Source organism: Mesorhizobium maamorense, from assembly GCF_044998965.1.
Taxonomy (GTDB): Bacteria; Pseudomonadota; Alphaproteobacteria; order Rhizobiales; family Rhizobiaceae; genus Mesorhizobium.
Genome location: NZ_CP173356.1, coordinates 3,308,150 through 3,320,460, shown reverse-complemented (window position 1 = coordinate 3,320,460; position 12,311 = coordinate 3,308,150). Strand labels below are relative to the sequence as shown.

Annotated in this window: 12 protein-coding genes; 10 read left to right on the top strand and 2 right to left on the bottom strand. The window is 64.7% G+C overall.

The window, feature by feature from the left end; all coding sequences use genetic code 11:
- Positions 1-7: 7 nt before the first annotated feature.
- Positions 8-1,501, bottom strand: coding sequence for an NAD-dependent succinate-semialdehyde dehydrogenase (locus tag ACIU1A_RS16860; RefSeq protein ID WP_404927939.1), 1,494 nt, complete (start codon positions 1,499-1,501; stop codon positions 8-10).
- 199 nt (positions 1,502-1,700) lie between these two features.
- Positions 1,701-2,192, bottom strand: a complete 492-nt coding sequence (locus ACIU1A_RS16855) for an Lrp/AsnC family transcriptional regulator (protein ID WP_140517347.1) — start codon at positions 2,190-2,192, stop codon at positions 1,701-1,703.
- An 84-nt stretch (positions 2,193-2,276) separates the two neighbouring features.
- Between ACIU1A_RS16855 and ACIU1A_RS16850 the strand changes: the two genes are divergently transcribed.
- From ACIU1A_RS16850 to doeB, 10 genes are all read left to right on the top strand, one after another.
- Positions 2,277-3,662, top strand: coding sequence for a PLP-dependent aminotransferase family protein (locus ACIU1A_RS16850; RefSeq protein WP_140499275.1), 1,386 nt, complete (start codon positions 2,277-2,279; stop codon positions 3,660-3,662).
- Between the two features lie 221 nt (positions 3,663-3,883).
- Positions 3,884-4,675 (top strand): ectoine/hydroxyectoine ABC transporter ATP-binding protein EhuA, encoded by a 792-nt coding sequence (gene ehuA / locus ACIU1A_RS16845; protein ID WP_140499274.1) that lies wholly within the window; start codon positions 3,884-3,886, stop codon positions 4,673-4,675.
- Positions 4,676-4,768: 93 nt separating this feature from the next.
- Positions 4,769-5,620, top strand: a complete 852-nt coding sequence (gene ehuB / locus ACIU1A_RS16840; RefSeq protein WP_140499273.1) for an ectoine/hydroxyectoine ABC transporter substrate-binding protein EhuB — start codon at positions 4,769-4,771, stop codon at positions 5,618-5,620.
- A gap of 207 nt (positions 5,621-5,827) precedes the next feature.
- The gene (gene ehuC, locus ACIU1A_RS16835) at positions 5,828-6,487 is read left to right on the top strand and encodes an ectoine/hydroxyectoine ABC transporter permease subunit EhuC (RefSeq protein ID WP_140517343.1); all 660 of its coding nucleotides are present in this window, start codon (positions 5,828-5,830) and stop codon (positions 6,485-6,487) included.
- 16 nt (positions 6,488-6,503) lie between these two features.
- Positions 6,504-7,163: an ectoine/hydroxyectoine ABC transporter permease subunit EhuD gene (gene ehuD, locus ACIU1A_RS16830; protein ID WP_140521357.1), complete on the top strand. Its 660-nt coding sequence runs from the start codon at positions 6,504-6,506 to the stop codon at positions 7,161-7,163.
- Between the two features lie 5 nt (positions 7,164-7,168).
- Positions 7,169-7,945: an ectoine utilization protein EutA gene (gene eutA, locus ACIU1A_RS16825; protein ID WP_404927819.1), complete on the top strand. Its 777-nt coding sequence runs from the start codon at positions 7,169-7,171 to the stop codon at positions 7,943-7,945.
- A 28-nt stretch (positions 7,946-7,973) separates the two neighbouring features.
- Positions 7,974-8,960, top strand: coding sequence for a hydroxyectoine utilization dehydratase EutB (gene eutB / locus ACIU1A_RS16820; RefSeq protein WP_404927818.1), 987 nt, complete (start codon positions 7,974-7,976; stop codon positions 8,958-8,960).
- Positions 8,960-9,952, top strand: a complete 993-nt coding sequence (eutC, locus tag ACIU1A_RS16815; RefSeq protein ID WP_140674408.1) for an ectoine utilization protein EutC — start codon at positions 8,960-8,962, stop codon at positions 9,950-9,952. Before eutB ends, eutC begins: the two co-directional genes overlap by 1 nt.
- Before the next feature lie 138 nt (positions 9,953-10,090).
- Positions 10,091-11,269: an ectoine hydrolase DoeA gene (doeA, locus tag ACIU1A_RS16810; protein ID WP_140556274.1), complete on the top strand. Its 1,179-nt coding sequence runs from the start codon at positions 10,091-10,093 to the stop codon at positions 11,267-11,269.
- Positions 11,270-11,274: 5 nt separating this feature from the next.
- The gene (gene doeB / locus ACIU1A_RS16805) at positions 11,275-12,276 is read left to right on the top strand and encodes a N(2)-acetyl-L-2,4-diaminobutanoate deacetylase DoeB (RefSeq protein ID WP_140879077.1); all 1,002 of its coding nucleotides are present in this window, start codon (positions 11,275-11,277) and stop codon (positions 12,274-12,276) included.
- Positions 12,277-12,311 lie beyond the last annotated feature (35 nt).

Genomic DNA, 12,311 nt, shown 5'->3' with positions numbered 1-12,311 from the left:
ACGCGGCTTAAGCGACGTCCAGGCAAAGATATTTGAGATCGGTGAAAGCTTCGAGCCCCTGACGCGAACCCTCGCGGCCAATGCCGGACTGCTTGACGCCGCCGAACGGGATCGGCGCACCGGTGATCTTGACGCGGTTGATGGCGACCATGCCGTAGTCCAGCGCCCTGCCCAGGCGCTGCTGGCGGGCGCCGTTCTCGGTCACGACATAGGCGACCAGACCATATTCAGTGGCGTTGGCGCGCGCGGTCACCTCGTCCTCGCTGTCGAACGGCGTCACGGCTGCGACCGGACCAAACGTTTCTTCGCGCATGATCAGTGCCTCGTCAGATACGTCAGCCAGCAGCGTCGGCTGGTAAAACAACGGGCCGGCCTGGTGCCTTATGCCGCCAACGAGGCAGCGGGCGCCATGGGCGAGCGCGTCGGTGACCTGCTCCTCGACCTTCTTGACGGCGCGCTCATGCATCAGCGGGCCGATGTCGCTTTCGTCGGCAAGGCCATTGCCGGTCCGCAGCGCCTCGATGCGCTTGGCGAAGGCGGCGCAGAAACGATCGTAGATCGGCCGCTGGACATAGATGCGGTTGGCCGCGAGGCAGTCCTGGCCGGACGTGGCGAATTTGGCGTCGACGGCGATGCGCACGGCCTTGTCGAGATCGGCGTCGGCAAAGACGATCAGCGGCGCGTGGCCGCCAAGCTCCATAACCAGCCGCTTCATCGTCGGCGCGCTCTGGGCCGCGATCAGCCTGCCGATCTCGGTCGAACCGGTGAAGCTCATGGCGCGCACGCGAGGGTCCTCGCACATTCGCCCGACAATGATCGACGCCTTGCCTGTGACGACATTGAAGACGCCGGCGGGCAGGCCGGCGCGCTCGCCGAGTTCGGCCAGTGCCAGCGCCGAGAGCGGCGTTTCCGAAGAAGGGTGGGCGACGATGGTGCAACCGGCGGCAAGGGCCGCAGCCGCCTTGCGGGTCAGCATGGCGGACGGGAAGTTCCACGGCGTCACGACGCCGACGACGCCGAGCGGCTCGCGCCGCACCGTCATTTCCGCGTTCGCCAGATGGCTGGTTACGCTTTCGGCGTTGAGGCGCTTTGCTTCCTCGGCATACCATTCGACGAAAGAGGCGGCATAATCGATCTCACCGAGCGATTCCTTCAAGGGCTTGCCCTGTTCCAGCGTCATCAGCAGAGCGAGGTCATCCTTCGCGGCGATGATGAGATCGAACCATTTGCGCAGGATTTTCGAGCGCTCCTGCGGCAACAGCGCCCGCCAGGCAGGGAAAGCGCGCGCCGCCGCGTCGATCGCACTTGCCGTCTGGCGGCCATCGAGCGCGGCGACGAAGGCCACCGTGGCGCCGGTCGCCGGGTCGGTGACCTCGAAGCTCTCCGCCGCCTCGCTTGCCGTCCAGTGCCCGTCGACATAGGCAAGCTCGCGCAGCAGCCGGCGGTCGGCGAGGCGGTCGAGCGCTTCATGGCGGTACGAACGGGCAAAATGCGCGGACATCATCGATTGCTCCCGATTGGGGTGATGCCGCAAGACTAGGGGCGTCGGCGCGAAGGATGAGGCTGTTTAGGTGCAGCTATATAGAGAGATTCTCTCTATTCGGCTGGGGAGCAGGACGATCTGTCTAGCCGCAGGGGTGGGGCGGGTGCTTTCGCGCATTCTCCGAGCGTACGGTGCCAGATGAACGCTGGTTTCGATCTCAGGACTGCACCGGCAACAGATCGGCAAGCGGTAGCACGGTCTCGTCCTTCACCGTCTTGATGACGATGTAGGTGAAGTAGCGATCGATGCCGATTTCGCGTTCGAGCAAGGCATCGACCAGCCGCTGATAGGTATCGATATCGCGCGCCATCACCTTCAGAACGTAGTCGACGCCGCCGCCCACCGACCAGCAGGCTACAATCTCAGGTATGTCGCGGATGACGCGCTCGAAGCGGTCGAAATCGGCCTGGCGATGGCTGGCCAGCGTCACCTCCATCAGCACGGTGGCGACGGGTGCGACGACGCGCATGGCAATCGAGGCATGATAGCCGGAGACGATGCCAGCCTTTTCCAGCTTGCGCAGCCGCATCCAGCACGGCGTCGGTGACAGGCCGACCTTGTCGGCCAGCGCCAGCTTGGTGATGCGCCCGTCACGCTGGATCGCGTCGAGGATTCTGAGGTCGATCGGGTCGAGTTTCGCGGCGGCCATCTGTATCCACTTTTTGGTCCCGCCGTACCATGACGGCGCATTATTTCGATTGTCAATTGCACTGATTTCGATCTCTAATAAGTCATGACATTATGGCAACCTGATCCCGCGCTCATCCGGCGGCCCGCCTACCAGTCGCTGGCCGACCAGTTCGCGCGCGCCATTCATGATGGGCGGCTCGCCAACGGCGCGCGGCTGCCGACGCATCGCCGGCTGGCCGACGAGTTGAAACTATCGGTGCAGACGGTCAGTCGCGCCTATGAGGAACTGATTCGCCGCGGCCTGATCTCGGGCGAGATCGGCCGCGGCAGCTTCGTCCAGACGCAGCGGCGCGAGCCGGAACCGCCCTATCTGCCGGAGCGGCTGGGCGAAGTGATCGATCTTTCGATCCTGAAGCCGGTCTGCGAGCCGATGCATCTGGAGCGGCTAAAGCAGGCGCTGGGCTGGCTGGCCGACAACCTGCCGTCGAGCTCGGCGCTGTCGTTCCGGCCCAACATGGTGTTTCCCCGTCACCGCGCCGTGGCGGTCGAGTGGCTGAAACTGTGCGGTCTTGATGCGTCGCCGCAGAATATCAGCCTTACCAATGGCGCTACCGCCGGCATGACGGTGGCGCTGATGAGCGTGGCGCCGCCCGGCTCGACCGTCGCCACCGAGGCGATCGGCCACCATACGCTGGTGCCGCTCGCCCGCTATCTCGGCTTCAACCTCGAAGGCCTGCCGATAGACGGCAATGGCCTTATCCCGGAAGCGCTGGACGAGGCCTGCCGGATCTCCGACATCCGCGCCGTGTTCGTGCAGCCTTCGGTGATCAACCCGACGGCGACGCTGATGGATGCGGCGCGGCGCGAGCAGATTGCGGCGGTTGCGCGCAGGCACGACATAGCCATCATCGAGAACGATGTGCTGGGGCCGCTGGTCGAGGACCGGCCGCCGCCGGTCGCCGCCTTCGCGCCTGAACGCACGCTCTACGTCACGTCCTTCACCAAGATCGTGGTGCCGGGCCTGCGCATCGGCTATCTCGCCGCACCCGACCGCTATGTCGCCGCGGTCGCCAACCGGCATCTGGTTTCCAACTGGATGGCGACGCCGCTGGTGGCGGAAATCGCCACCAAATGGGTGACCGACGGCACCGCGATGGAACTGGTGCGCTGGCAACGCACAGCATTGCGGCGACGCCAGGACATCGTCGCCGAGGTGCTGGCCGGCGTCGACTATCGCACCCGGCGCGACGGACTGCATGTCTGGTTGCAGTTGCCGGCCGACCGTGCCGAGGAGAGCTTCGTCGCCCAGGCGCGCCTGCAAGGCGTGGCGATCGCGCCCGGCGCCTCCTTCCGCATCTCGCAAGCGCCCTGGCAACCGGCGGTGCGCATCTCGCTGGGCTCGACCACCGAGGGGGAACTGCGCGCCGGCCTCGGCGTTGTCACCAAGCTGCTGCTTGGCGACCCCGAGCATCTGCTGCTCGCAATCTAGCGAGATGTGCCGCTATCCAGACGATGCCGACCGCCAAAGGCGTCCCCGGTGCTGTCATTTTCGGTTCGACTTGATTTCGATCTCGGCACATTGCTAGGCACTGAATGTCCAAGAATTGTGCGGGATCAGAATAATTGTCATGATATTATTTTCCCAATTGACATGATTTGGCGGGTTCCGCATCGTTAAGGGCATAGGCTTCTCCAGCACGGGAAATTCGTTTGTCCGCATCCGCGCCTATCATCAAGGTCGATGGCATTTCGAAAAGCTTCGGCACTTTCAAGGTGCTGGACGGCCTGTCCATGCAGGTCATGCCCGGCGAGAAGCTGGCGCTGATTGGCCCGTCCGGCTCGGGCAAGACGACGATCCTGCGCATCCTGATGACGCTGGAGCGCATCGATGGCGGCCACATCCAGATCGACGGCGAGCATCTCTATCACATGGAGCGAAACGGCCAGCTGCTGGCCGCCGACGAGCGGCATCTGGCCAGGATGCGCCAGAAGATCGGCATGGTCTTCCAGCTGTTCAATCTGTTCCCGCACAAATGCGTCATCGACAATGTCACGCTGGCGCCGATGCTGACCAAGGGCACGCCGCGCGCTGCCGCCGAGAAGCGGGCGATGGAATTGCTCGACATGGTCGGCATGGCCGACAAGGCCAAGGCCATGCCGGCACAGCTTTCGGGCGGCCAGAAGCAGCGCGTCGCGATTGCCCGCGCGCTGGCGCTGTCGCCCCGGATCATGCTGTTCGACGAGGTCACCTCGGCGCTCGATCCCGAACTGGTCGAGGAGGTGCTCAACGTGATGCGCAAGCTCGCGGCCGAAACCGACATGACGATGCTGCTCGTCACCCATGAAATGGGCTTTGCCCACGACTTCGCCGACCGGGTGCTGTTCTTCGACCGCGGCCGCATCGTCGAGGAGGGCAAACCCGATGAGATTTTCCGCCATCCCAAACAGGAGCGCACGCAAGGTTTCCTGAAGAAGATCATCGCGGCCGGACATCGCGTCTGACCGCCATGCCAGAGGCGGCGACACCGTCCGCAAGGGCGGTATTGCCGTCCTGAAATGACTGCAACCAAGAACACAAACATGGAGTTGGGAACAATGAAAAAACTTGGCATTCTGGCCGGCGTCGCCGGTCTTGCGCTGACCGCCGTGCTCGCGGCCTCGAACATCGGATCGGCCGACGACAGCAAGCTCGAGCAGCTGAAGGCGCAAGGCTTCGCCCGCCTCGCCATCGCCAACGAGCCGCCCTACACGGCGGTCGCCGCCGACGGCAAGGTTTCGGGCGCCGCGCCCGACGTGGCACGGGAAATCTTCAAGCGGCTGGGCGTCGCCGACGTCGCCGCGTCGATCTCGGAATATGGTGCCATGATCCCCGGCCTGCAGGCCGGGCGTTTCGATGTCGTCACCGCCGGCCTGTTCATGAAGCCGGAGCGTTGTGCGGCGGTTGCCTATTCCGAGCCGGTGCTGTGCGACGCCGAGGCGATGCTGGTGAAGAAAGGCAATCCGAAGGGCTTCAAGAGCTACGAGGATGTCGCCAAGGACACCTCCGCCACCATCGGCGCGCCCGGCGGCGGCACCGAGGAGAAGCTCGCGCTCAACGCCGGCGTGCCGCGTGACCGCGTCATCGTCGTGCCCGACGGCCAGAGCGGGCTGAAGATGGTGCAGGACGGCCGCATCGACGCCTATTCGCTCCCCGTCCTGTCGATCAACGATCTGATGAAGAAGGCCAATGACCCGAGCCTCGAAGTCATAGCACCCGTGCAGGGCGCGCCCGTCTATTGCGACGGCGCCGCGTTCAAGAAGGGTGACGAGGCGCTGCGCGACGCCTTCGACGTCGAGCTCGCCAAGATGAAGAAGTCGGGCGAGTTCGCCAAGATCATCGAGCCCTACGGCTTCTCGGCGGCGGCGGCGATGTCGACGACGCGCGACAAGCTCTGCGCGGCGAAATAAGCTCTTTTCCTTCTCCCCGTCCACGGAGAGAAGGTGGCCCGAAGGGCCGGATGAGGGGCAGCGCGCGTTTCTGCGAGCTTGGAGCCGCCTCTCATCCGCCTGCCCGTCCTTCGCGGCAGCTGCGCTGCAGCTAAGGAGGGTGAACCTGCATCTTCTCCCCGTGAGAGGGGGAAGTTGTTAAAACCAAACGTTGGAAGCCTCTGATACATGACCCAGTGGTCCGGCTATCTCGGCCTGATATTGCAGGGAGCGCTTGTCACCATCGAGCTGACGCTGATGGGGTCGGTGCTGGCCCTCATCATGGCCTTCCTGGCCGGGATGGGGCGGCTGTCGCGCTTCTTCGCGTTGCGGGCGCTCGCCACCGCCTATATCGAGTTCTTCCGCGGCACATCGATTTTCGTACAGCTGTTCTGGGCCTATTTCGTGTTGCCCCTGGCGGGCGTCGAGCTCACTCCGCTGCAAGCCGGCGTGCTGGCGCTGGGCCTCAATGTCGGCGCCTATGCGGCGGAAGTGGTACGCGGCGCCATCCAGTCGGTCGGCGCCGAGCAATACGAGGCCTGCACGGCTCTCAATCTCGGCCGCTGGCAAGGCATGCGCCATGTCATCCTGCCGCAGGCGCTTCTGGTGATGCTGCCGACCTTCGGCAACAACGCCATCGAACTGCTCAAGGCGACATCCGTCGTCTCCCTGATTTCGCTCGCCGATCTCACCTTCCAGGCGCAGGTGGTGCGCTCGCAGACCGGCAGCACGCTGATGCCGTTCACCACCATCCTGGTGATCTATTTCGCGCTCGCGCTCGTCATCTCCTGGGGCGTGCGGTCGCTGGAGCGGCGCATGGCGCGCGGCCTCGACGGAGTGCGCGTCTGATGGATTGGGCCCTGTAATGGATTGGGACTGGGATTTCGTCCGGCAGATCCTGCCGACGCTGATCGAGGGGGTGAAGATCACCATCCTGGCGACGGTGCTCGGCTCGGTGCTGGCGGCAATCGTCGGGCTGGGCATCGCACTGGCCCGCCGCTCGCCGAACAAGATGATGTCGCGCACGGTCGGCTGGGCGGCCGAATTCATCCGCGGCACGCCGCTGCTGGTGCAGCTCTACTTCATCTTCTACGTGCTGCCCGATTTCGGCATCCTGCTGCCGCCGCTGGTGGCCGGCGTCATCGGGCTTGGGCTGCACTACGGCACCTATACGGCGGAGGTCTATCGCGCCGGCATCGAGAACGTGCCGCGCGGCCAGTGGGAGGCGGCCAAAGCCTGCAATCTCAGCGCTCGCCAGACCTGGACCCACATCGTCATACCGCAGGCAATCCCGCCGATGATCCCGGCGCTGGCCAATTATTTCATCGCCATGTTCAAGGAGACGCCGCTGCTGTCGGCGATCACCGTGCTGGAGCTGATGAACCAGGCCAAGAGCGTCGCCAACACCTATTACCGCTATGTCGAGCCGATGACGCTGGTCGGCGCCTTCTTCCTGATCATCAGCCTTTTCTCGGTTATGCTGCTGCGCTGGCTGGAACATCGCTACGGCAAGATCGAAAGGTAGTTCCCATGAAGCCGCTTCCCGAAATCAGGCTGATGCCGACAAGGCCCGCACTCGAGGTGCGCCCGTTGGAAAAGCGCGTCGGCCTGATCATCCTGGCCACCGACCACACCAGCGAGCCGGACTTCCGTCGCATGGTGGCGAGTGAGAGGATCGGCATCTATGTCGCCCGCATCCCCTATAAGAATCCGACCACACCTCAGAATCTGCGCAAGATGCAGCACGAACTGACGGCTGGCGCGGCGCTGATCCTGCCGGACGAACCGCTCGATGCCATCTGCTACTCCTGCACGTCGGCCTCCGTGGTGATCGGCGATGCCGAGATCGAGGCGGCGATCCAGGCGGCCAAGCCTGGCGTGCCCGTGGTCACGCCGCCGATGGCGGGCGTGCGCGGACTGAGGGCTCTGGGCGCGAAGAGGATCAGTATTCTCACCCCCTACACCGTCGAGACGAGCCGGCCGATGGCGGCCTATTTCGCCGAACGCGGCTTCGAGATCGCCAGCTTCACCTGTCTCGGCTTCGAGGATGACCGCGAGATGGCGCGCATTGCGCCGGCAGCCCTCGTCGATCTGGCGTGCGAGGCGACTGACCCGCAGGCCGAGGCGTTGTTCGTGTCCTGCACGGCGCTGCGCTCGGCGCTGGCGGTTGCCGCGATGGAACAGGCTATCGGCCGCCCGGTCGTCACCAGCAACCAGGCGAGCGCGTGGAATTGCCTGCGACTGTGTGGCGATGATGTGCCGCGTCCGGAGTTCGGGCGGCTGACGACCTTGCCGCTTGGACAGTAAGGTCATGTCCTGCATGCACGAGCGACCCATGACGCACGCCGTCGCCCTTTCAGACATCCGCGCCGCGCGCCAACGCATCACCGGCAAGGTCGAGCCGACACCGGTCGTGCCGTCCGAGAGCCTGTCGGAGCGGCTCGGCCTTCCCGTTCACCTTAAGCTGGAGCACCGCCAGACCACGGGCAGCTTTAAGCTGCGTGGCGCCTCGAACGCCATTGCTTCGCTCAATGCCGAGCAGCGGGCACGCGGTGTTGTCGCGGCCTCGACCGGCAATCACGGCCGCGCACTCGCCCATGCCGCCAGGCTCGAAGGCATGCGCGCGGTTGTCTGCATGTCGCGGCTGGTGCCTCGGAACAAGCTCGATGCCATTCGCTGCCTCGGCGCGGAAATCCGGATTGTCGGCGACAGCCAGGACGACGCGCAGCAGGAGGTCGGGCGGCTGGTGGGGCAAGAGGGTCTGGTGATGCTGCCACCCTTCGACCATCCCGACATCATCGCCGGGCAGGGCACGCTCGGGCTGGAGATCATGGAGCAGGTTCCTGACGCCGCTCTGGTGCTGGTGCAGCTCTCCGGCGGCGGGTTGGCTTCCGGGATTGCCGCAGCGGTCAAGGGCGTCAGGCCGAGCACAAAGGTCGTCGGCATCTCGATGGCGCGCGGCGCGGCGATGAAAACCAGCCTCGATGCAGGGCGCCCGGTGCAGGTGGAGGAACTGCCGACACTGGCGGATTCGCTCGGCGGCGGCATCGGCCTCGACAACCGGCTGACCTTTTCCATGTGCCGAGACCTGCTCGACGACGTCGTGCTGCTTTCCGAAGACGAGATCGCCGCCGGCATCCGCCATGCCTATGAACAGGAGCGCGAGGTCGTAGAGGGCGCCGGCGCGGTCGGTATCGCTGCGCTGCTTGCCGGCAAGGTGAAGCCAAACGGACCGGTGGTCGTTCTGCTTTCCGGTCGTAATATCGATATGAGCCTGCACAGAAAGATCGTTTGCGGCGAAGTAGTTGCGGAGCGCGCCTGATGAACCGGATGACCATCCTTACCGAGAAAGAACTACGCGAGATCGTAGCTCTCGATCTCGACGCCGTCGCCTGCGTCGAAAACGCCTTCCGGGCGCTCGCTACCCTGCCGGTGGCGATGCCGCCGATCCTGCGGCTCGACATCCCCGAGCATCGCGGCGAGGTCGACGTGAAGACCGCCTATGTGCCTGGCATCGACGGCTTCGCCATTAAGATCAGCCCCGGCTTCTTCGACAATCCCAAGCTCGGCCTGCCCAGCGTCAACGGCATGATGGTGCTGCTGTCGGCAAAAACCGGTCTGGTCGAGGCGTTGCTGCTCGACAATGGCTATCTCACCGACGTCCGCACCGCAGCCGCCGGGGCGGTCGCCGCAAAACATCTGTCGCGGCCGGATTCATCCATTGCCGCGATCTTCGGCGCCGGCGTGCAGGCCGGATTGCAGCTCGAGGCGCTGCGCCTGGTGCGGCCGATCGAAGAAGCTCGCATCTGGGCGCGCGACGCGGCCAAGGCGCAAGCCGCGGCCGGCGCCTTGAGCGAAAAACTGGGCATCGTGGTGCGCGCAGAACCGGATGCGGCCAAGGCGGCCGCCGGCGCCGACATCATCGTCACCACCACGCCCTCGACAGAACCATTGATCAAGGCCGGCTTCGTCTCGGCCGGCCAGCACATCACCGCCATGGGCTCGGACGCCGAGCACAAGAACGAGATCGCACCGGCAATCCTGCGCATGGCCGATCTCTATGTCGCCGACAGCGCAAGGCAGACGCGCCGGCTCGGTGAATTGCACCATGCCATCTCCGCCGGCGTGATGGCGGCGGACGCGGAGGTGGCCGAACTCGGCCAGATCATCGCCGGCGAACGGCATGGCCGGCGCGCGGCGGACGACATCACCATCGCCGACCTGACCGGCACCGGCGTGCAGGACACCGCGATCGCCACGCTAGCCCGTGACCGGGCCCGGGTTGCGAAAGCCGGAACCATTTTTGAAAGTTGATGCTGGCCGCAAGAGCATGATCCGGAAAAGTGGAAACCGGTTTTCCGAGGAGATCATGCTCAAACAAAAAATTACCTGGAGCCAGGTTCAACGGAAGTTGAAGCGGGTTCCAGGGCCCAACAAACGAGGACCAACAAAATGCAACCGAACTTGAAATTCTCGCGAAGCGAGTATGCGGATCGCCTCGCCAAGACGCGGAAAGCCATGGCGGTGAAAGGCGTCGATCTGCTTATTGTCAGCGACCCCTCCAACATGGCCTGGCTCACCGGCTATGACGGCTGGTCCTTCTACGTGCATCAGGCCGTCATCGTGCCGCCGTCGGGCGAGCCGGTCTGGTATGGCCGCGGCCAGGACGCCAACGGCGCCAAGCGCACCGCCTATCTCGCGCATGACAACATCGTCGGCTATGCCGATCACTATGTGCAGTCGACCGAGCGCCATCCGATGGATTTCCTGTCGAGCGTGCTTGCCGATCGCGGCTGGGGCAAGCTGACCGTCGGCGTCGAGATGGACAATTACTGGTTCTCGGCCGCCGCCTTCGCCTCTTTGCAGAAGCACCTGCCCAATGCCCGTTTCGTCGACGCCACCGCGCTGGTCAACTGGCAGCGCGCGGTGAAGAGCCCGACCGAGATCGACTTTATGCGCAAGGCCGCCCGCATCGTCGAGGCGATGCACCAGCGCATCGTCGACAAGATAGAGGTCGGCATGCGCAAATGCGATCTCGTCGCCGAGATCTATGATGCCGGCACGCGTGGCGTCGACGGCATCGGCGGCGACTATCCAGCGATCGTGCCGCTGCTGCCGTCGGGCGCCGACGCCTCGGCGCCGCACCTGACCTGGGATGACAAGCCGATGAAGTCGGGCGAGGGCACGTTTTTCGAAATCGCCGGGTGCTACAACAGGTACCACTGCCCGTTGTCGCGAACAGTGTTCCTCGGCAAGCCGACACAGGAATTCCTCGATGCGGAGAAGGCGACGCTCGAAGGCATGGACGCGGGGCTCGCGGCAGCCAAGCCCGGCAACACGTGCGAAGACATCGCCAACGCCTTCTTCGCGGTGTTGAAGAAATATGGCATCGTCAAGGACAACCGCACCGGCTATCCGATCGGCCTTTCCTATCCGCCGGACTGGGGCGAACGCACGATGAGCCTGCGCCCCGGAGACCGCACCGAGCTGAAGCCCGGCATGACCTTCCATTTTATGACCGGCCTGTGGCTGGAGACGATGGGGCTGGAAATCACCGAATCCATCCTGATCACTGAGACGGGCGTCGAGTGCCTGGCCAATGTGCCGCGCAAGCTGGTGGTGAAGAATTGAAACCGATGTCCGACCTTCGTCCGTCGCCGGTCTCGCCCTCGGTCGATTTCGATCGCGACGGCGCACAGCACGGTTTCCTGCGCCTGCCCTACAGCCGCGACGATTCGGCGTGGGGCTCGGTGATGATCCCGATCTGCGTCCTGCGCAACGGCAAGGGGCCGACGGCCCTTCTGACCGGCGGCAATCATGGCGACGAATATGAAGGGCCGCTGGCGCTCTATGATCTGGCGCGCACGCTCGATCCCGCCCAAGTCAGCGGCACGGTCATCATCGTGCCGGCGATGAACTATCCGGCCTTCCGCGCCGGCACGCGCACCTCGCCGATCGACAAGGGCAACATGAACCGCAGCTTTCCAGGCCGGCCAGACGGTACGGTGACGGAAAAGATCGCCGATTATTTCCAGCGGGAGCTGCTTCCCCGCGCGGATATCGTGTTCGACTTCCATTCCGGCGGCAAGACGCTGGACTTCGTGCCGTTCTGCGCCGCCCATGCGCTGCCGGACAAGGCCCTGGAACAAAGGGCCTTCGCGGCGGTCGAAGCCTTCGCGGCGCCGTTCTCGATGCGCATGATCGAGATCGATGCCGTCGGCATGTACGATACCGCCGCCGAGGACATGGGCAAGGTGTTCGTCACGACCGAGCTCGGCGGTGGAGGCACGTCGAGAGCCGAGACGGTGCGGATCGCCCGGCGCGGCATGCTCAACGTGCTGAGGCATGCCGGCATCGTTGCCGGTGAGGTCGAAAAGACGCCAACCCAATGGCTCGACATGCCGTCCGGCGATTGCTTTGCCTTCGCGGAGGAAGACGGCATGGTCGAGACGATGGTCGATCTCGGCGAGCCCGTCGAGAAGGGCGCGGTGCTGGCACGCATCCATTCCACCGGCCGAACCGGCATCGCCCCTCAAGAGATCCGGGCAAAAATGTCGGGCATGTTGGCGGCGCGGCACTTCCCCGGCCTGGTCAAGGCCGGCGACTGCGTCTCGGTGGTTGCCGCATTGGTCGATTGACGGAAGGGCCCCCGCCTTCAGGCAAGTTCGGGCCT